Origin of the sequence: Microbispora hainanensis (assembly GCF_036186745.1) — a bacterium.
In the GTDB taxonomy this organism is placed as follows: Bacteria; Actinomycetota; Actinomycetes; order Streptosporangiales; family Streptosporangiaceae; genus Microbispora.
The window spans coordinates 7735871-7758505 of record NZ_CP108086.1 but is presented as its reverse complement, the minus strand read 5'-3'; the positions used below and the strand labels follow the sequence as shown (position 1 = coordinate 7758505).

The 22635-nt window shown below is 74.6% G+C and carries 2 protein-coding genes; both read left to right on the top strand.

Annotation, left to right across the window (positions count from 1 at the left end; translation table 11 throughout):
* Nucleotides 1-74: 74 nt before the first annotated feature.
* Nucleotides 75-21389, top strand: coding sequence for an SDR family NAD(P)-dependent oxidoreductase (locus tag OHB01_RS35300; RefSeq protein ID WP_328854559.1), 21315 nt, complete (start codon nt 75-77; stop codon nt 21387-21389).
* Entirely contained in the window at nt 21386-22627 is a 1242-nt protein-coding gene (locus tag OHB01_RS35295; RefSeq protein ID WP_142648893.1) for a hydroxymethylglutaryl-CoA synthase family protein, read from the top strand. Before OHB01_RS35300 ends, OHB01_RS35295 begins: the two co-directional genes overlap by 4 nt.
* The last annotated feature ends 8 nt before the right edge of the window (nt 22628-22635 follow it).

The following is a 22635-nucleotide window of genomic DNA, read 5'->3' as shown; positions in this document are numbered from 1 at the left end:
CGCCGCCGGACCCGTTCTTACCATCCCCGCGACGTCACGCGCGCTCTGAGCACACCGAGGAGAGGAACGCTTCGATGCCCGAGATCGAGTGTCGCCTGTCGCTGCGGCACGCCGACTTCATCATGCAGAACCACCGGGTGCACGGTGTGTCGGTGATGCCGGGAGTGACCTTCCTCGACATCGTCTACCGCATCCTCATCGCCAAGGGGTTCGACCACCGGCGCGCGGAGCTGCACAACGTGCTGTTCACCGAGGCGGTCGCCACGGCCGACGGCCTCGACCGGGAGATCCGCGTGCTCGTCGGCCCCGAGGAGGACGGCGTGCGCCAGGTGACCGGGGAGAGCCGCCAGGCGGGCGGCGACGACTCGTCCTGGCGGCGGAACTTCTCGGCCGAGCTCCGCTTCGCCGGCGGGCCCGAGCCCGGGCGGCTCGATCTCGCCGCCGTCAGGGCGAGGGCCACGACCCGCCGCGACATCGCCGAGCTGTACGCACAGGCCCGCGGCGAGCGGATCGAGCACGGCGCCCCCATGCGCTGCCGGGGCCCGCTGTTCCAGGGGGACGGCGAACTGCTGGCCGAGCTGGACCTGGAGAGCGCGGGACCCGGCCACGGGAAGGGCTTCCACCTGCACCCGGCGGTACTCGACGCGGCCTCCATCGTGGCCTACGGCCAGCGGCCGTCGCCGGGCGACCCGTTCATTCCCGTCTTCATCGAGCGCTTCCGCGCTCACCGGCCGCTGCGCGGCCGGTGTCACGTCCACGTGCCGTCGCCCGAGGAGTTCGCGACCTCGGGCGACGTGGTCCACAACGACTGCTTCCTGTACGACGAGGAGGGCCTGCTCGTCGCCGAGTTCCGCAAGCTCACCTGCAAGCGGATCCGTCATCCCGAGCTGATCACGAAGCTGGTGGACGGCGAGCCCGTTCAGGCCGTTCAGTCCGGCGAGACGGGCGACCCGGCCGGTGAGATGGCGGGGCGCCTGCGGGAGCTGATCGCCGGCTTGCTCGGCGTGGAGTCCGCGGAGGTCCGGACCGATGCCGGGTTCTACGAGCTCGGGCTCGACTCGGTCGCGATGCTGCGCATCAGCCGCGATCTGGAGGAGGTCGTCGGCAGCAGGCTCTACCCCACCCTGCTGTTCGAGTTCAGCGACATCGACAGCCTGGCCCGCCACCTGGTGGACACGTACGGACCCGTGGCGCGCTCCGGCGGAGAGGACGGCGTCGCGGAAACGGCCGGACGCCCGGCCGCCGCGTCCGGCGAAACCGGGATGACGTGCCTGGCTCCGGTGTGGGCGGCACGCCCGGCCGCGCCGACCGGCGAGCGCGATGACTTCCGTGCCCCCGGTGATGCTGGTGGCCCCGGCGAGCCTGCCGAGCCCGGCGACCTCGTCCTTGTCGGCGGGACCGCGGTCCTGGCCGACGCGCTGCGCGACGGGATCGCCGGCACGGGCCGACGGGTCGTGCACGTGACGGCGGGCGAGGCGTTCGCCGTGATCGACCGCGACACCTGCGAGATGCGTCCCGGCGATCGGGACCAGGCACGCCTGCTGCTCGGCGAGCTGTCCAGGACCGCCGCCGCGCCGAGGACCTATGTCGTCGTCGGCGATCCCGGCGGCACCGCGCATCTCGCCGGTGCGGAGACGGCGGATCGGGACGGGCCCTACCACGCAGTCTGGGCACTGGCCGCGGCGCTCGCCGACCACCGCATCGCCGAGCCGGTCGACGTGCTGTACGTCCACGCAGCCCCAGACGGGGCGGCGCGCCCCGGGGACGCGGCGGTCGGGGCGCTGGCCCGCACCCTGTCGGCCGAGGTCCCGGCGCTGCGCTGCCGCCGGGTGGAGGTGGACGCCGACGAGGGCGACGTCGAGGCCCTCGCCGCCGCGATCGTCACCGAGGCCGCGGCCGGGGCGGACGCCGGCGCAGTGGTGGCGGACGCCCACGGGGAGGTGCTGTATCGCGACGGCGAGCGGTTCGTCCGCGGATACACGCGGGCCCGGCCGGGAGGCGAGCCCCTGCGGTTCCGCGAGGGCGGGGTCTACGTGCTGGCGGGCGGCACGGGCGGAATCGGCGCCCTGCTGGCCGGTCACCTCGCCCGGCGCTGGCGCGCCCGGCTGGCGCTGCTCGGCCGGGGGCCGTTGCGGGCCGGCACGGCCACCCGGATGGCGGCCTGGGAGGAGGCGGGCGCGGAGGTCGTCCATCTCCGGGCCGACATCACCGACGCCTCGCAGACCATGGCAGCCCTGGACAAGGTGCGCGCGCTGTACGGCCGTGTCGACGGTGTCTTCCACTGCGCCGGGCTGGTCCGCGACGCCGTCTTCTTCGCCAAGGACCCGGCGGCGTCGGCGGAGGTCCTGCGGACCAAGATCGACGGCGCGGTCAACCTCGACCGGGCGACGGCGGACGACGACCTGGACATGTTCGTGCTGTTCTCCTCGCTGTCGGCGACCCTGCCGAACCCCGGCCAGTGCGACTACGCGTACGGCAACGCCTTCGTCGAGCACTTCGCCCGGGTGCGGGCCGAGCGGCCCGACCGGTCCGGGCGCACGCTCGCGATCGGCTGGCCCTATTGGGCCGAAGGAGGCATGCGCGTCGCGCCCGAGGCGCTGGAGCGGGCCCGCGCGTCGTCGGGGTTGGCCCCGATGCCCACCGAGGTGGGGCTGCGCACGCTGGAGGAGGCGGGGGCGTACGACGAGGTGACGATCGTCGCCGCCTACGGCGACCCCGCGGTCGTCGGCAGGACCGTCCCGGCCGTCGCACCCCGGGAGTGCGGAGAGCCCGGCGAGCGTGGGGAGTCCGGAGAGCCCGCAGAGCACGGCACGGCCATGCCGGGTGGCGCGCGGACCGGCGCCGCACGAGGGCGGGGAGCCCCCGCCACTGGCACGGTGGGTGGCCGGGCGGGCGCCGCCGGGCGGGACGAACCGGCCCCGATCGCCGTCATCGGCATGGCCGGCCGCTATCCGCAGGCGCGGGACCTGCGCGCCTTCTGGCGCAACCTCGCGGGCGGGCGCGACTGCGTCACGGAGGTGCCGGTCGAGCGCTGGGACCACGAGGAGATCTTCGACGCGCGGCGGGGCACGGCGGGCCGGACGTACGGGCGCTGGGGTGGTTTCGTCGACGGTGTCGACCGCTTCGACCACGCGTTCTTCGGCATCTCACGGCGCGACGCCGAGCGGATGGACCCCCAGGAGCGGCTGTTCCTGATGGTCGGCTGGCACGCCCTGGAGGACGCGGGCTATCCGCCCGTCGCGCTCTCCGGCCTGCCGGTCGGGGTGTTCGTCGGCGTGATGTGGAATCACTACCAGCTCCTCGACTCCGCGGACGACGGCGTACGCCCTATGGCGGTGCACTCGGCCATCGCCAACCGCGTGTCCTACACCTTCGACCTGCACGGCCCGAGCATCGCCCTCGACACGGCCTGTTCGTCCTCGCTCACCGCGCTGCACCTGGCGGTCGAGAGCATCCGCCGGGGCGAGTGCGACCTGGCGCTCGCGGGCGGGGTCAACCTGAGCGTCCACCCGCAGAAATACCTCCAGCTCGCGCAGGGCCAGTTCCTGTCCGACGACGGGCGCTGCCGCGCGTTCGGCCGGGACGGCACCGGCTACGTGCCGGGCGAGGGCGCGGGGGCCGTGCTGCTCAAGCCGCTCGACCGGGCCCTCGCCGACGGCGATCACGTCTACGGGGTCATCCGCGCCTGCGCGGTCAACCACAGCGGCCGGACCAGCGGCTTTACGGTCCCCAGCCCGGCCGCGCAGGCGAGGGTGATCGGCGAGGCCGTCAGGCGGGCCGGGATCGACCCCCGCACCGTGGGGTACGTCGAGGCGCACGGCACCGGCACCTCGCTCGGCGACCCCATCGAGATCGAGGGCCTGCGGCAGGCGTTCGCCGGCGTGGGGCTCGCGCCGGGCGTCCGCTCCGTCGGATCGGTCAAGTCGAACATCGGTCACCTGGAGAGCGCGGCCGGCATCGCGGGCGTCACCAAGGCGCTGCTCCAGCTGCGCCACTCGGCTCTGGCGCCCTCGCTGCACGCCGCCGAGCCGAACCCGCACATCGACGTCGCGAACTCGCCCTTCCGCGTGCAGCAGCGGCTGGAGCGGTGGCCCGAGCCGGAGGGCGGCGGGCCCCGCCGGGCGGGCGTGAGCGCCTTCGGCGCGGGAGGTTCGAACGCCCACGTCATCCTGGAGGAGGCGCCCCGGCCGCCGCGCCGCACCCGCCGCAGGGGGCCGCACCTGTTCGTCCTGTCCGCCCGCACACGGGACGCGCTGGGGGAGTACGCCCGCGCCTACCTCTCCTTCCTGCGTCCCGGCGACGACGGGGAACCGCTGCCCGAGCTCGCCGACCTCGCGTACACGAGCCAGGTCGGCCGGACTCCCATGCCCGTACGGCTGGCCGTGCTGGCGGACGACCTTGAGGACATCCGTACGGCGCTGTCCCGTTTCGCTGACGGCGAGCCCGGAGACGGCGTCCGGTCGTGGACGTCGGCGGAGACCGGAGCCGCGGCGGGATCGGCCATCGAGCCGGCGACCGGTGCGGTCGGCGATGACGGCGTCCACGCGGGCTCCGACCCCGTACGGCTCTTCCGGGCCGGAAGGCTGGCGGAGGTGGCCGCTGCCTGGGCAGGCGGCGCGGACGTGCCCTGGGCCGCGTGCCACCCCCGCCCCGCCCGGCGGGTGCCCATGCTGCCGGGATACCCCTTCGCCGAGGAGCGCTGCTGGCTCGGTGACTGGCGGCGCGGCGGAACCGAAGCGCCGAAGGCGCTCGTGTCCCTCGCTGTCGCGGCCGATGCCCATGCCGCGGACGCCGCCGATGCCTCCGAGGACGGCCCGGCCCGGCGAGCGGTGGCGGCCGGCGGGTCGCGCCCGCTCGCCGTCCACGCGACGCTCCCCGAGGCGACGCCTCCCGAAGAGACGCCGCCCGAAGAGACGCCGCATGAGGAGGCAGCGCCCGAGCAGACAGTGTTTGAGGCGCCGTCCGAGCAGACGGCGCACGTGCCGCGTGAGGAAATCGTCCGGGCCATCGAGGACGCGCTGTGCGAGCAGCTCTACGTCTCCAGGCAGGAGATCGACCCGCGGACTCCGTTCAGCGACATGGGCGTGGACTCGATCACGGCGGAGCTGGTGCGCCAGGAGCTCGGCGAGCGCTTCGGCGTCGAACTCGACTCGGTCGCCGTCTACGACCACCCGACCGTCGAGCGGCTCGCGGACTTCGTCCACGAACTGTGCGCCGCGGGTCCGGTCGCCACCTGTCCCACACCCGAGCCCTCCCCGCAGGCCCCGGAGAACGGCGCGTGGGCGGAGGCCGACGGTGCGGAGGAGCCTTCGCGGCCAAGGGACGGCGCGGCCGTCAGGGAACCGGACGACGACGTGCCTCCGGGCGACCAGACGACCGTGGATGCGTGCGACGGCGGTGCGCCGCCTACCGCCGGTGCGGCAACGGAGCGCGCCGAGTCCGGCGGGGCGGTCCCGGACGGCGGGCTGCGCGGGGACGACATCGCGGTCATCGGCATGTCGGGACGCTTCCCCGGCGCGCCCGACCTGGACGCCTTCTGGGCCGGCCTGGCGGCCGGACGCTGCGCCGTGACGGAGATCCCCCGCGACCGGTGGGACGCCGACGCGTGCTACGACCCCGACCGCACGGTCCCCGGCAAGTCGTGCAGCCGCTGGGCGGCCATGCTCGACGACGTCGACGCGTTCGACGCGGGTTTCTTCGGCGTATCGCCGCTGGAGGCGGAGGTGATGGACCCGCAGCAGCGGCTGTTCCTGGAGGAGGCGTGGAAGGCCTTGGAAGACGCCGGCTACGCCGCTCCCGGCTCGGGCCGGCCGCCGCGCTGCGGGGTTTTCGTGGGCTCGGGCGCGGGCGACTACGCGCGGCTGCTCCAGGAGGAGGGCGTGCTCGACAGCGGGTACGGCTTCCTCGGCACCTCGCCCTCCATCCTCGCGGCCCGCGTCTCGTACCTGCTCGACCTGACCGGGCCCACGATGGCGGTGGACACCGCGTGCTCCTCCTCCCTGGTCGCGATCCATCTGGCCTGTGAGAGCATCCGCACCGGGCAGTGCGAGACGGCGATCGCCGGCGGCGTCGCGCTGATGCTGACCCCGCAGCTCCAGGTGCGCTGCAGCCAGGTGGGCATGTTGTCGCCGACCGGCCGGTGCGCCCCGTTCGCCGCCTCGGCGGACGGCACGGTGCTCGGCGAGGGCATCGGCGTGGTCGTCCTCAAGCGGCTCGACCGCGCGCTGTCCGACGGCGACCACATCCACGGCGTCATCCGGGCGACCGGCGTGAACGGCGACGGCAGGACCAACGGCATCACCGCGCCCAGCGCCACGTCGCAGACCGACCTGCTCACCGCCGTGCACCGCAGAGCCGGGGTCCGCCCCGACGACATCGGGTACGTCGAGGCGCACGGCACCGGCACCCCGCTCGGCGACCCGATCGAGGTGAAGGCGCTCAGCCAGGCGTTCAGGACATGCACCGACCGGGTGGGCTTCTGCGGGATCGGCTCGGTCAAGGCCAACGTCGGCCACACGACGATGGCGGCCGGGGTGGCCGGGCTCATCAAGGTGCTCCTGGCGATGCGGCACGGCAAGCTGCCGCCCGCCGTCCACTTCGACGGGCCCAATCCCCACATCGACTTCGACGGCAGCCCGTTCTACGTCGTACGGGAGCTGACCGACTGGCGGCCGGGCCCGTCCGGCGGCCGGGTCGCGACGGTGAGCAGTTTCGGTTTCAGCGGCACGAACTGTCACATCGTGGTCGCCGAGCCGCCACGGCCGGTGCCACGTGACGGTCACTCCTCGGACGAGGCTCACGTCGTGCCCGTCTCCGCACGGACCGACGAGGCGCTGCGCCGCCGGCTGGCCGACCTGGCCGGCGCGGTCGCCGCGCTGCCCGCGTCGTGCACGCTGGAGGACGTCGCGTACACGCTCGCCGTGGGCCGCCGTCACCTTCCCGTACGGGCCGCCGTCGTCGCTCGCGACCTGCCCGAGCTGGAGGAGCGGCTGCGCGCCCTGCTGCGTACGGGCCGGGCGCCGGGCTCCTTCCTGATCGCCACGCCGGTCGGCGCCGAGCCCGCCGGGGAAGCGGCAGGGGCACCGGCAGACGAAACGGCGGACAAGGCAGCGGGCGAGGCGGAGCGGCTGGCCGCGGCCTACGTAAGGGGGGAGGCCGTCGACTGGGCGCACCGTCACCGCGGCAGGCGGCCCCGCCGTGTGCCGCTGCCGGCCTACCCGTTCGCCCGCGACCGGCACTGGATCGGCGGCCCCCGCTCCGACCGGCCCACCCCGCGGACCGCGCAGGCCATGCCGGAAGGGCGGGCACGGGAGGACGCGTTCGGGCTCGCCGTACCCTGGCTCCTGCGCGACCACCAGGTGAACGGCGAGCCGATCCTGCCCGCCGCCGCGGCAGTGGAGGCCGTGGCCGGCGCCGCCACGCGGAGGGGCTCCACGCCACCGTTCACGCTGTCGTCGGTGCGCTGGCTGCGTCCGCTCGGAGCGGACCACGGGCCCGTCCATGTCGAGCTGGCCGCCGACGGCACGTTCGCGCTGACGGCCGGCGACCCGGCCACCCCGTACGTCACCGGCCGGGTGTCCCCGGCGCACGGCCAGGTCGACACCCTGGACCTGGCCGCCATCCGGGCCCGCTGCCGTGAGCGGCGGACCGCGGACGAGCTGTACAGGACCTTCACCGCGGCGGGAATCGAGTACGGCCCGGCCTTCCGCACCCTCACCGAGGTCCTCCTGGGCCCGGAGGAGGCGCTGGGCACGCTCACCAACGCCCCGGACGGCACGCCGGTCGGGTCCCGGCCGGGCGAGGACCGCTTCACCGTGCACCCGGCGCTGCTCGACGGCGCGCTGCAGACGGCGGCCGCCCTCGTCGCCGACGGCGCGACCGGCCCCGCCGTGCCGTTCTCCGCCGACCTGGTCGACGTCCTCGCGCCGCTCACCGGCCCCGCGTACGCGCACGTCACCCGGGACGGCGAGCACCACTTCACGATCGAGGTGGCCGATCGCGACGGACGCGTCCTGGTGCGGCTGTCCGGTCTCGTCGTACGACCGGTGCCGGATGCCCTGGACGGCATGCTGTACGTGCCGCAATGGCGGGAGGCCGGGCCGCGGGAGCGCGTCCCTGCCGGTGCGGACGCCGACGGCGGGCGGCGGGTGCTGGTCGTCCACACGGAGGAGTCGGCCGCGCTCGCCCGCGCGCTGCTCGCGCTCCACAACGGTGGCCACACCCGGGCACTCCCGCTGGCCGAACTCGATCCGGCGCGGCTCGACCCGCCATACGACCGGGTCTACTACCTGGCTGGTACGCGTCCCGGCGACGCCTCCGGGCATCCCGTCATGCTCGGCCTGTTCCGGCTGATGAAGGCCCTCATCGCGGGGGAGCGTCCCGGGCGGGGGACGCTGACGGTGGTCACCTCGGGCGCGGTGCCGTTCGACGGCATGGAGGGGGGACCGGCCGACGCGGCGGCACGCGCGGAGGCGGCGGGGCTGCTCGGCCTGGCCCGCGCGTTCGGCGCGGAGTATCCGCGGTGGACCGTCACCTGCGTCGACCTGGGCGACGTGCCCGATCCCGGCGCGGCCGCGCGTGCCGTGCGGGCGGAAACGGAGGGCACGCCGATCGTGGTGCGCCGGGGAGACCGCCGCTGGACGCGCACGCTCGTACCGGCCCGGCTTCCCGCCGCCGGCCTGCCGTTCCCGGAGGGCGGGGTGTGCCTCGTCGTGGGCGGGGCGAGCGGCATCGGCTATGAGCTGAGCCGCCACCTCGCCCGTGCCCACGGCGCCCGCCTGGCGTGGATCGGCCGCCGCGAGCGCGACGCGGAGATCGAGCGCCGCATGGCGGAGATCGCCAGCCTGGGCGGCGAGGCGGTGTACGAGAGGGCGGACGTCTGCGATCCCGCCGCCCTGCGCGACGCGGTCGCGCGGGTCCGGCAGCGGTTCGGGCCCGTCGACGGCGCGGTGCACTCGGCCGCCGTGCCGGGGGACCGCACCCTGGCCAACCTCGACGAGGAGACCTTCCTCGCGGCGCTGGCGCCGAAGACCACGGGACTGGTCACCCTGCACGAGGCGCTGCGCGGTGAGCCGCTCCGCTTCCTGGTGCTCTTCTCCTCGGCCGCGACGTTCGTGGACACCCCCGGGCAGGCGGCCTATGCGGCGGCGGGGACCTTCGAGGACGCGTACGGCCTGCACCTGCGGGAGGCGGGGGCGGCCCCGGCCGTGATCGTGAACTGGGGCTACTGGGGGGCCGTCGGCATGGGTGCCGACGATCGGCACAGTCGGCGCTTCGCCGACCTCGACGTGGGCTCCATCGAGCCCGCAGAGGGCATGGCCGCGCTCACGCGGATCGTCGCCGCCGGGGTGCCGCAGGCCCTCGTCGTGAAGGCCGGGCCCGCCGGTCTGGCCGGGTTCGGGATCGAGGGTGTCGCGCCTGGCTCCGGGGGAGACCGGCAGACCTCAGGGGCTCGGGTGGTCGCGGGCGCTCGGCAGGGCGACGGTGCAGCACCGTCGCCGGCCGCCGACGACGGCCGGGTGGCGCCTGCGGCAGGTGGCACGGAGGCGGCCCCGGCGACCGTGACCGGTGGCACGGGTGAGGTCCCGGTGCCGGTGGGCGTGCGACTCGACCGGCAGGCCCGCGACTACGTCAAGCGCGTCTTCGCCGAGGTGCTCAAGTTCCGAGAGGCGGACCTGGGCGAGCGCACCACGTTCGAGAACTTCGGCATCGACTCGCTGATCAGCCTGAACATCATCAACCGGTTCGAGCGCGACCTCGGCCCGCTGCCGTCGACCCTGCTGTTCGAGCAGCTCACGATCGAGCAGCTGGCCCGATACCTCGCCAGGGAGCACGCGGAGCGGCTGAGCGGCGTGATCGCTCTCGAGCATCCTGAGTGGCCCGGGCAGCCGGAGCAGCCGGAGCAGTCCGATCGGCCCGCACTCTCCACGTCCGCCGAGGCTCCCGGCTCCTCCGACCTCCCGGATGCCTTCGGGGCGCCCGCGGCCTCCGGAGCGTCCGTGCTCTCCGCGGCCACGTCCCGCGCGCCCTCGGCTGTCCGTGACGGCGATGCTGACGGCGGCGCGGACGGGGCACGGCCGGTCGATGTGGCGATCATCGGGGTGAGCGGACGCTACCCGGGCTCGCCCGACCTCGCGGCCTTCTGGCGCAACCTGGCCGAGGGCAACGACTGCGTCACCGAGGTGCCCGCGGACCGCTGGGACTGGCGCCCGCACTTCGACCCGCGCCGCGGCCGGCCGCAGCGCACCTACAGCCGGTGGGGCGGGTTCATCGAGGGCGTCGACAAGTTCGACGCCGGGTTCTTCGGCATACTGCCGCGCGACGCGGTGAACATCGACCCGCAGGAACGGCTGTTCCTCGAAACGACCTGGAACCTGCTCGAAGACGCGGGCTACCTGGGCGAGCACACCCGCGAACCGCGCACCGGCGTGTTCGTCGGCATCATGTACGGCACGTACGGCGAGTTGGGGGCCACCCAGTGGCCGCGGGGGCGCCTGTCAGGGGCGCACTCCGCCTACTGGTCGGTGGCCAATCGGGTCTCGTACTTCTTCGACCTGTCCGGGCCCAGCTTCGCGGTCGACTCGGCCTGCTCCTCCTCGCTGACCGCCGTGCACCTGGCGGTGGAGAGCATCCGGCGGGGCGAGTGCCGCATGGCGATCGCGGGCGGCGTGAACCTCATCCTGCACCCCAACCACCACGTGTCCCTGTGCGCGATGAACATGCTGTCGGCCGACGGCGCGTGCAAGGTCTTCGACGCCCGCGCCGATGGATACGTGCCCGGCGAGGGCGTCGGCGCCGTACTGCTGAAGCCGCTCGACCGAGCCCTGGCCGACGGCGACCGGATCTGGGGCGTGATCCGCGGCAGCGCCGTCAACGCGGGGGGAAAGACCGCGGGATTCACCGTCCCCAACCCCAACGCGCAGGCGGAGCTGGTGTCGGAGGCGCTGCGCCGCGCCAGGGTCGATCCCCGGACGATCAGCTACGTCGAGGCCCACGGCACCGGCACCGAGCTGGGCGACCCCATCGAGGTCTCCGGCCTCACCCGGGCGTTCGGCGCGGCGGGGGACCACGGCACGGGCCGGTGCGCGATCGGCTCGGTCAAGGCGAACATCGGTCATCTGGAGGCCGCGGCGGGCGTGGCCGGGCTGACGAAGGTGCTGCTCCAGATGCGCCACGGCACGATCGCGCCCTGCGTCCACCTCGAGACCCTCAGCCCGAAGATCGATTTCGCGGGGTCGCCGTTCCTTCCGTCGTCCGGGGCGAGGGAGTGGGCGCGGCCGGTGGTCGACCTCGGCGGCGGGCCGCGGGCCGTTCCCCGACGGGCCGGGGTGAGCTCGTTCGGCGCGGGCGGCGCGAACGCGCACGTCATCGTGGAGGAACATACAGAGAGCCGGCCTCGGCTGGCCGACGACGGAGATCGGCAGCTCTTCCTGCTGTCGGCCCGCAACGCCGAGCGGCTGCGCGCGTACGCGGCGCGGGTCGCGGACTTCGTGGACGACGACGCGGCATGCGACGCCACACTGCGCGAGCTGGCCTACACCAGCCAGGTCGGCCGCCAGGAGATGACGGAGCGCCTCGCGGTGCTGGCGACCGACCGGCGGGGCCTCGCGGAGCGCCTGCGCGCGTACGTCTCGGGCGAGCCGCATCCCGACGTCGTCACCGGCAGGGCGGAGGGGGCCGGCACCCTGCTCCTGCTGGACGACGACGAGGGCGCAGAGTTCGTGGCCACGCTCCTGGCCAGGCGCAGCCTTCCCAAGCTCGCCCGCGTGTGGGTGGCCGGGGCGCCGGTGGACTGGCCCGTGCTGTGGTCCGCTCCCGTGCCTCTGCGGGCGTCGTTCCCCACCTATCCCTTCCAGCGCCGCCGCTATTGGCTGGACCTGGACGGCCCGGTGCTGCCCGTCAACACCGGTGCGCCCGACACGACCGGCGCGCCCGACACGACCGGCGCGACACCTGCGACAGGTCCCACCCGTGCGGGTGCCGGGGACGCGCGCGCCGCGTCCCTCGGCGGCTCGATGACGTCCGTGCCGCCGGACGCGGGCTGGCCCGGCTCCGGGGAGACGGCGCTTCTGCGGCTGGACGGCGGTGAGCCGCACCTGACGGATCACCGCGTTGGCGGGGTGCGCTGGCTGCCGGGTGCGGCGGTCCTCGGACTGGTCCGCTCGGCCTCCGGCCTGTCCGGCGCCGCCGTGGCCCTGCGCGACGTGCGCTGGCACCACCCAATCAACCTCGAATCCGGCATCCGCGAGGTCTCGGTCCATTTCATCCAGGAGGAAGACGCCCGGCGGTTCCGGGTGCTCGGACCCGGCCGGGACGGCGCCGCGTACACCGAGGGCCTGCTGGCCCGGCTCGCTGCCGCGGCCCCGGCGGCTGACGGCGTGACCGGACCGCAGGCGGCTCGTCGCGACCGCGCGCAGGTGCTCGAACTCGACGCGATCAGGTCCCGGTGCGGCCGGGAGATCGACGTCGCGGGCTTCTACCGCGAGCTCGGCCGGGCGGGTCTCGACTACGGGCCCGGGCTCCGCGTCGTCTCCGCCCTGCGTGTAGGCGACGGCGAGTGCCTGGCCCGCCTCACCGCGCTCGCCGTATCCACTACGTCCACCGCACCCACAGTGCCGATCGTGCCCGCCCTTTCTGTAGCACCCACTGCGCTCGCCATGTCGGCGGTGTCCGCTCTGTCCGCCGAGCCGGACCCGGTGGCGGCCCGCGGCGTTCAGGCCGCGCAAGCCGCGTATGGCTCCTCTGCAGGGGAGCCTTCGGCGGAGGAGACGGGCGGGGACGGGGACGACGGCGGCCTCGCGCGCCAGGCCGCCCTCCTGGACGGCGCCTTCCAGGCGGCCGCCGCGCTGGTCGAAGGATCGGCGGGTTACGTCCCCGTCGGGCTCGACCAGGCCCTGTTCCTGGTCCCCCTGCCGTCCGCGTGCTGGGTCCACGTCGTGGAGAAGGCCCGGGACGTTCGGGGACGCCGCCGGTTCGACCTGCGGCTCGTCGACGACGACGGCGCCGTCCTGCTCGCTGTGGACGGCCTGACCGTCGCCCCGGTCACGCAGCCCGCCCCCGCGGGCACCGGCCGGATCAGCGCCCCGACCAGCGCCTCGACCAGCGCCTCGACCAGCGCCCCGACCAGCGCCCCGATCGGCGCCTCGACCAGCGCCCCGATCGGCGGCTCCGACGGCGGCGGGTGGCAGAGCGCCGGCTCCATCGACGCCGCCCGGGCGAGTGTCGCCGCCGCCACCGCTGTCGCGACGGCCACCCAAGGCGATGCAGGGGCCGGTGAGTGCCGTTATCTGCGTCCGGTCTGGCGTCCGGCCGGTCCGCCGCGCCAGGGCCGCCCGCCCCGCGTGGCCCTGCTCGACCTCGCGGACGAGCCGCTGCGCCTGGCCGTCGGGAGCGAGCTTGCGGGACGCGGCGTGACCTGTGTGTCCGTGGTCGCCGGAGCGGACTACGGACGACGCGACGACGGGACTTACACGCTGATCCCCGGCCACCCGGACCACTGCCGGCGGGTGATGGACGACCTCGCCGGTCGCGGCCTGCTGCCGGACGCGTTCCTGCGCGTACCGGCCGCCGGGGCTCGCGACGCGTCGGCCGACGTGCGGGAGGGGTTCCACGCGCCGTTCTGGACCGCCGTCTCGATCCTCGGGCGTAACGGCGGGGCACCGCTGCGCGCCGTTGTGGCGCACGGGGACGGCACAGGGCTGATCCGCCCGGCGTACGCCGCCGTGGCCGGGACCTTGCGGACTCTCGCCCTGGAGCACAGCCGCTTCACGGCCGCCCGGGTGGAGGTCGATCCCGGCACATCCGGCGAGCGGCTCGCCGCCCTCCTGGCGGAGGAGCTCTGCGCCGAGTCCGGCGGCGTCACCGAAGTGCGGTACGACAGTGCGGGACGCCACGTCCGCGGACTCGACGACTTCACGCCCGCCGACGTCGCCGGTCTCCCGCTGCGCCCCGGCGGCACCTACCTGATCACCGGGGGAGCCGGTGCCCTCGGGCTGCTCGTCGCCGAGTTCCTGGCCGGGCACGGTCCGGTCAACCTGGTCCTGACCGGGCGCTCCCCGCTCGACGAGACGCGCCGTGCCCGTGTCGAGGCCCTCGATCGCGAGGGCGTGCGGGTGCGCTACCTGGCCGCCGACATCGCCGTACGGTCCGACGCCGAGCGCCTGCTCCAGCGGGTGCGTGAGGAGTTCGGCGCGCTCCACGGCGTCGTCCACGCGGCGGGCGTCACACGCGATGCCCGGGCCGTGCTCAAGACGCCCGGCGAGGTGGCCGAAGTGCTGGCTCCCAAGATCGACGGGGCGCTCCACCTCGACGCGCTGACGAGGGACGACCCGCTCGACTTCTTCGTGCTGTTCTCCTCGGCCACGGCCGAGATGGGCAACCTCGGCCAGGCGGACTACGCATACGCGAACGGCTTCCTCGACGCGTTCGCCCGCGAGCGGGAGCAGGAGCGGCAGGCCGGGCGGCGCGCGGGCCGTACGGTCGCGATCGGCTACCCGCTGTGGCGAGAGGGCGGCATGGCCGTGGACGAGGCCACGGAACGCCTGATGGCCCGTCACTGGGGCATCGCGCCGCTGAGCACCCCCGCGGGCCTGGAGGCGTTCCGCCGGGCGCTCGCGGGGGACGAGCCGAGCTTCGTCGTCTTCCAGCCGGCGGTCGCCGAGTCCACCGGCGGTCCCGGCGCTCGGGACGCGGCCATGCCGTCACGCGTGGCGTACGAGGCTTCCGGCGCGGCCTCCGGCGGGGCGCCCGCGCACGCCTCGGAGGAAGGCGGCGGGCAGCACGCCGAGGGGTATGCGGCGCACGTGGAGCGCGACCTGCGCGCGGTGGCCGCCCGCTTCCTGCTGGTGGACCAGTCGGAGGTCGACCCGGACGCCGACCTGATGGAGCTGGGCTTCGACTCGGTCTCGCTCACCGAACTGATCAACGAGGTCAACGAGCGCTACTCGCTCGAACTCCTGCCCACCGTTCTGTTCGAGTGCCCCACGCTGACCGGCTTCGCCGCCTACCTCGACGCCCACCACCGGGCCGAGCTCGCCGCCCGGCACGGAAACCGGGAGCGGCCCGCCGACGAGGGGACGGACAGGCCGGCCGCAGACGAGCCGGTCACCGTAGCCGCGGAACCGGGTGCGGCCAGGGGCGGCGACGCGGGCGACGGGGACGGCGGCGTACGAGAACCGCATGGTGCGCGCGGGCCGGTCGAGGTGGCGGTGGTCGGCATGGCCGGGATGCTTCCCGGGTCGTCCGACCTGACCGAGTTCTGGCGCCACCTGATGCGCGGCGACGACCTCGTGGGCCCGGTGCCCGACGACCGTGCCGACCTTCGTGCGGACGATCGGACGCGGCACCTGCAGGGCGGCTTCCTGGACGACGTCGCGGCGTTCGACGCCGGGCTGTTCGGCATCTCACCCGCGGAGGCGGCGCTGATGGACCCCCAGCAGCGGCTGTTCCTGCAGGCGGCGTGGCGGGCGATCGAGGACGCCGGGCACCGGCCCTCGGAGTTGGCCGGCACCGCGACCGGGCTGTTCGCCGGGGTCGCGACCTCCGACTACGACGCCCTGCTCACCCGGCACGGCGTGCCGGTCCAGGCTCACATGGCGACCGGTGTCGCGCACGCGGTGCTGGCCAACCGGGTCTCGCACCTGCTGGACCTGCGCGGCCCGAGCGAGGCGGTGGACACCGCCTGCTCCAGCGCCCTGGTGGCCATCCACCGCGCGGTCCGCGCGATCCAGGCGGGGGAGTGCGAGACGGCCCTCGCCGGAGGCGTGAACGTGCTGCTCAACCCGGACGTGTTCGTCGCCTTCACCCAGTCGGGCATGCTCAGCCCGGACGGACGATGCAAGACGTTCGACGCGGCGGCCGACGGCTACGTCCGCGGCGAGGGCGTCGGCGTCGTGATGCTCAAGCCGCTCGACCGGGCGCTCGCCGAGGGCGACCACGTGTACGCGGTGGTGCGGGGCACCGCCGTCAACCACTGCGGCAGGTCGGCGTCGCTCACCGCGCCCAACCCGGAGGCGCAGGCCGACGTGCTCGTCCGGGCGCACCGCGAGGCGGGCGCCGACCCGGCCACGGTCACCTACATCGAGGCGCACGGGACGGGAACCCGCCTGGGCGATCCCATCGAGATCGAGGGCCTGAAGAAGGCGTTCAGCCGCTTGTACGAGGAGTGGGGCCGCCCGATGCCGCGGACCCCCCACATCGGCATCGGCTCGGTCAAGACGAACATCGGCCACCTGGAGGCGGCGGCCGGCATCGCCGGGGTCCTCAAGGTCCTGCTGGCGATGGAGCACGGGGAACTGCCCGCGACCCTCCACCGGCGAGAGGTCAACCCCTACCTGCGGCTCGACGGAACGCCGTTCCACCTGGTCGACGCCGCCCTGTCGTGGCCCGTGACCCCCGGGCCCGACGGGCGGCCGATCCGGCGCGCGGGCGTGAGCTCGTTCGGCTTCGGCGGATCGAACGCCCACGTGGTGCTGGAGCGGGCGGTGACCCGCGAGGAGGAGACGGTGGAGTCTTCGCACGCCGGACCCGAGCTGTTCGTGCTGTCCGCGCCGACCCGCGGGGCGCTCCGCGCGTACGCGACCCGGCTCGCGGGCTTCCTCGCCGAGCGGCCCGGCCTGGAGCTGTCGCGCGTCGCGTACACGCTGCAGGCCGGCCGGGAGGAGCTGCGCGAACGGCTCGCCGTGGTGGCGGCGAGCCACGAGGAGCTCGTGTCGGCGCTGCGCGCCGCTGCGGAGGGCGACACGGCGGCGAGAGGTGACAGGGCGACGGGTGACACGACGCCCGGCCACCACGGCGTCATCCACCTCGGCACCGCCGCGCGGAACGCCGGCCCCTGTGACGAGGAGGACCTGCACGCGCTGGCCCGTGCCTGGGTCGCCGGGGCGCGCGTCGACTGGGCCGCGCACAGGGCCCGGCGGGCGGGCCGCGGTGCCCGGCCGCCCCGCAGGCTGCCGATGCCGAGCTTCCCGTTCAGCCGGACGAGGTTCTGGTTCACCCGAGAGGAGTCCCGTCCCGTCCCGGAGGTCATCACGGAGGTTACGGTGCAGAAGCCGAACCAGCACGTGCGGCACAGCATGGGACCCCGGCCGGCCCGCCGGGCCCGGGTGCGGCTCGCCCCGCCGGACGCCGCGCGAGGACAGGAGGACCCCGCCTGGCCCGGCGAGCCCAGGGAACGTCCCGAGCCCGCGGCACGAGGCGTGGCGGCACCCGCGGACGGCGGCCGGACCGCGTCGAGCGAGCCCGCCGCCCTGCATGCCCCCCCGGAGCTCACTCCGCGGCCGGTGGCCGCCCCGGCCTTCGTGCGGGTGACGGCCGAGGCGGCGGCGCCGGTGACGCGGAGCATCAGAGAACACCTGGCGCGCATCCTCGCCATGCCGGCCGAGGAGATCGAGGGCGACCGGCCCTTCGCGGAGCTGGGTCTAGACTCGATCTTCCGGATGGACCTCGCCCGCAAGCTCGGCGCGGCGTACGGCCTGGAACTCAAGGCCGAAGACATGTACGAGCACGACAGCGTCGACGCGCTCGCCGCGCACATCACGTCGCTGACCGCGCCGTCCGGCGGTCGGCCCACTCACGACGGCGACGCCCGCGGCAGCCACACGCCGAACGGCCATGCTCCGGCGGCCGGTGCCCCGGCGGGCGGTGCCTTGAGCGGGAACCGCACCTCTGAGATGAACGGGAACCACGCGTTTGCGATGCGCGGGGACGACGCGGAGCACGGCGACGGCCGGGAGGCCGCCGAGCGGGCGGTGCGCGACCTGGTCGAGAGCGTCATCCGGCGGCCGCTGGACCCGACGCGGAGCTTCGAGCACAACGCGCTCACGTCGTTCGACATGCTGCGCGTGATCAGCGCGCTGGAGAAGCGGCTCGGTGGCCTGCGCAAGTCGCTGCTGTTCGACCGGCCAACGCTCGCCGAGCTGACCCGCTGGCTGCGGGACACCTTCGGGGCCGCCGCCGTCGCCTCGCTGGGCGCGTCCGGTGACGGCGCCCCCAGCCGCGTCGGCCCCGGCATCCCCGACGGCGCCACCGGAAGCAGCGCGTCACGAGCCGTCGAATCATCGGCCGAGGAGAAGGGCGCGCCGCTGATCGTCCCGCGGGCCGCCGTCGCCGGGCGGCCCGGCCTGCGGGAGGTGGTGGCCGACCTGGAGCGGCGCTACGCCAAGGAGACCGGGCTCGCGGGCCGGGACATCGCGCCGTTGCTGTTCCTGGGCTCGTCCCGCCAGGGGTTCTTCACGTTCTCGCAGCGGGACGACGACCTCTTCTCCTGGAGCTACGTCGGCTCGGAGGAGCACTTCACCGAGCTCGCGGCCGAATACCTGGACTACGCGCGAGGCCGCGGCCTCAGGGCCAGCTTCCTGTCGCTGCGGCGGCTGGAGGAGGCGGGAGGCCACCGCCTGACCGCCACGCCGTTCGGTGCGGTGCAGCGCCTGGAGGACCTGTCTCGGTTCACGCTGAAGGGCGGCCGGATGAGCCGGTTGCGCTACATGGTCCAGCGGTTCGAACGCAGCGGCTCCTGCCGCACCGTGGAGTATCGCTCGGGTTCCGACCCGGCGACGGACCGCCGGCTGGCCGAGCTGGTGGACCGCTGGGCCGGCGGCAAGCAGATGACCAACCCGTACGTCCGCAGGGTCCGGGAGGAGATCCGCGAGGGCCTGCTGGACGAGCGGCACCGGGTCTTCCTGACCTACCTGGACGACGCTCTCGCGAACGCGGTGGTCGTGACCCGCATCCCGTCTGAGAACGGCTACCTGCTCGACGTGGAGTTCTATCCCGCCGACGGCCCGCTGGGCGGTCTGGAGTACGCGATCGTGCAGATCATCGGCGTCCTCGTGGCGGAGGGGTGCACGCTGTTCAGCTTCGGCGCGAGTTTCGGGGCCAAGGTGTGCGACTCGCCGAACGCCGCGCCCGAGGTCGAACAGGGCCTGGAGGAGCTGCGCGGCGCGGGCATCTTCGGCGCCGGCAACTTCCAGTTCAAGAACAAGTTCCGGCCCGTGAACGTGCCCCTCTACCTCTGCCAGCCCGCCGACGGGCCGCGGACCCCGGTCGCCGACGTCATCTTGATGATCGCGGACCCGTCCGCGCCCACCGGCATCACGGCACCCGCCGCCCCCGACCGCCCCACCGCCTCCGACGACGGCCCCGCTTCCGACGGTCGCGCCGCCGTGAGCGCGCCCGCCGCTGTCGCCGTCTCGTCCGGCCCCTCCAGAAGAGGCGACGCCGGTCCGGCGGTCACGGCTGAGGAGCGGGAGGCGCTGCTGGCGGCTCACGGGCACAACCCGCTGCGGCTGCCGCCGGAGGCCGTCGAGTTCGACCTGGTCACCGACTCGTGGGCCGAGCGTACGGACGAGGTGGTGGCGCGGCGAGCCGAGGAGCTGATCCGCCGGGCCGCCGAGCCGGGCGCGGGCGACGAGCTCACCCCGCCCTGGCTGCCGTTCGAAACGGTCGTCGCGGCGCCGTCCGGCCGGGCCGCCGAGGCGCTGCTGTGCCGGTCGTGGCCGGGACGGCGCGGCGCCGTGCCGCACAACGGGCTCTTCCCGACCCTGCTGTTCAACCTGGCCGACAACGGCTTCGACCCCGTCCCGTTGCCGTCCGTCTCCAGCGGTCATTTCGGCGGCGACCTGGACCTCGCCGCCCTGGACAGGGCGCTGGAGGCCGGGGAGATCGCCTTCGTCGCCGTCGAGCTGACCGGCAACGCCGGGGGCGGCGCACCGGTGTCGGCCGCCAATCTCCGTCAGGTGCGGGAGCGTGCCGCGGCGCAGGGTGTGCCGGTGGTCGTCGACGCGACCCGCGTGGTGGAGAACGCCGTCTTCGTGGCCGAGCATGAGCCGGGACACCAGGGCCGCGGAGTGTGGGACGTGGTACGCGACCTGCTCTCCCTGGCGGACGTCGTGACGATGAGCGCCACCAAGGACTTCGGGGTCCACGCGGGCGGCCTGGTGGCGACCCGCCTGCCCGAGGTGGCGGCGCGGCTGCGGGAGGAGGCCGAGCTGCGCGGGCCCGGTCTCAACCTGCTCGACCGCCGCGCGCTGTCGCTGGCCCTCGCCGACTGCGAGGGCGTGCTGAAGCTGGTGCGTCAGCGGATGCGCGGCGTGCGGACCCTGTGGCGGAGTCTCGACGCCGCGGGCGTGCCGCTCGCCGGCCCCACCGGTGGGCCCCCCGGCGGGCACTGCCTGCTGCTCGACCTGTCCCGCATGGACCACCTCGCCGGTCTGCCCCATCCGGTGCCGTCGTTCCTCGCCTGGATGTTCCGCGAGACCGGTGTGCGCGGCGGGCCGCACCTCGCGGGCGACCGGCTGGTCCGGCTCGCCGTCCCCCTGGGCTACGGCAAGGCCGAGATCGATCTCGTCGCCGAGCGGCTGACCGGGCTGTTCGGCTCCGCCGCCGAGGTGCCGTGCCTGGTGACGGCCGAGGAGCCGGTCACGGCCCTCGACGCCGCCCGCGCCGCCTACCGTCCCGCCGGGGAGGTGCCGTCCGACATCCAGGACGTGCTGCGCGAGGGCTACCGCCCGGCCGACCAGAACTGGGCGGCGGTGCGGGAGGCCGCTCCCGGTGTCCGGCGCACGCTCGTGGCGTACGTTGGGGGGCAGGTCGAGGTGCTCAGCGCGGGCGAGGGCCCGACGCTGCTGCTGATGCATCCGTTCAACATGGGCGCGGGGGTGTTCGCCCGGCAGTTCCGCGACCTGGCCGGGCGGTGCCGGGTCGTGGTGATCCACCACCCCGGGGTCGGCGCGACCACCGCGGACGGCGACATCAGCCTCGACGGCATCACCGCCCTGCACTTCGACGTCCTGCGCCGCCTCGGGGTGGAGTTCCCGGTCCACGTCGCCGGCGCGTCGTTCGGCAGCCTGCTGGCGCAGAACTTCGCGTTGCGGCATCCCGAGGCCACCGCGTCCCTGTCGATCATCTGCGGGTCGTACAAGTACGCCAACCGTGCCGGCGCCGTGAACCGGCTGGAACGCGTGGTGGCCGAGGACCTCGACCACATCGTCGCCGGATCGGGGTCGGCCCGGATCCGCGAGCAGCGGGACGACCTGGAGGCGGCGCTGCTGCGCTGCGAGAGCATGGACCCGCGGATCGGCCTGCGCTACCTCGACGTCTTCGCGGCCGAGCCCGACCTGCTCGGCCGGCTGCCGGGTATCTCGGTGCCCACGCTGATCGTCCAGGGCCGCCACGACTCGGTCATCCCGCTCAAGACCGCGCATCTGCTGCACGGCCTCATCCCCGACGCGCGGTACGTCGAGATCCCCGACGCGGGCCACTTCCCCTGCGTCACACACCCGGAAGAGGTGAACCACGCACTGGCCGGCTTCCTCCGCCTCGGAGCCGGTGACGAGCGCCCCGGCGCCGCCGGGCGGACCGCGTCGATCAAGGAAGGGCAGGGCCGACGATGACAGACCGGCTCACCGGCATCGAGTCCCTCAACGTGTACGGCGGCGTGGCGTGCGTGCCGGTCGCCGAGCTGTTCGCCGGGCGGGGGCTCGACACCGGCAGGTTCGGCAACCTCATGATGGCGCGCCGCGCGGTGGCGCTGCCGTTCGAGGACCCGGTGACCAACGCGGTCAACGCCGCCGCACCCCTGCTGGAGCGGCTCGGCGAGGAGGAACGCGACAGCGTCGAGTTCCTCATCACGGCCACCGAGTCAGGGGTCGACTACAGCAAGTCGGTCGCGTCGTACGTGCACGAGCACCTCGGCCTCGGCCGGCACTGCCGGCTGCTGGAAGTCAAGCAGGCGTGTTACTCGGCGACGGCAGCGCTGCGCCTGGCCGCCTCCTATGTCGCGTCGGACGTCTCGCCGGGCGCCCGCGCGCTGGTGATCGCCACCGACGTCGCGCTGGCCGACGAACGGGCGGAGTACGCCGAGCCGGCCACCGGCAGCGGCGCGGTCGCCATGCTGGTCGGCGACGACCCGCGGGTGCTCGCCCTCGACCCCGGGGCCTTCGGCCTCTACAGCTTCGAGACGCTCGACACCGCCCGGCCCTCCCCGGCGTACGACATCGCGGACGTGGACCGGTCGCTGCTTGCCTACCTGGAGTGCCTGCGGGAGAGCTTCGCCGACTACCGCGCGCGGGTCGAGGACGTCGACCTGATGACGACGTTCGACCTGCTGGCGCTGCACACGCCGTTCGCGGGGATGGTCAAGGCCGGGCATCGCAAGCTGCTGCGCGAGTTCACCGCGGCGACCCCGGCCGAGATCGAGGCGGACTTCGAGCGGCGGGTGGGCCCGTCGCTGACCTATCCCGGAGAGGTCGGCAACCTCTTCTCCGGCTCGCTCTACCTCGCCCTGGCCGCCGCGCTCGACACCGCACGGCCCGCCGCGCCGCTGCGTGTCGGCCTGTTCTCCTACGGCTCGGGCTGCTCGTCGGAGTTCTTCAGCGGTGTGGCCGACCAGAGGTCGGCCGAGGAGGTCGCGGCCATGGACATCGCCGGCCGGCTGTCGGCCAGGGCCGAGCTGACCTTCGCCGAATATCTGGAGGTGCTGCCGGAGAACATGCGCTGCCTGGTGCCGGAGCGCGACCGGAAGGTGGACGTGGCCGCCTACGAGCACCTTCTGGACCGGTGCGCCGACCGGCGCCCGATGCTGGCCCTGCGCGCGGTGGAGGACCACCACCGCCGGTACGAGTGGATCTGAAGGGAGTT

What these genes read in the sequence shown, in the direction of transcription:
- OHB01_RS35295 (WP_142648893.1), top strand. Translation starts at nt 21,386, where the DNA reads ATGACAGACCGGCTCACCGGCATCGAGTCCCTCAACGTGTACGGCGGC.
- OHB01_RS35300 (WP_328854559.1), top strand. Translation starts at nt 75, where the DNA reads ATGCCCGAGATCGAGTGTCGCCTGTCGCTGCGGCACGCCGACTTCATC.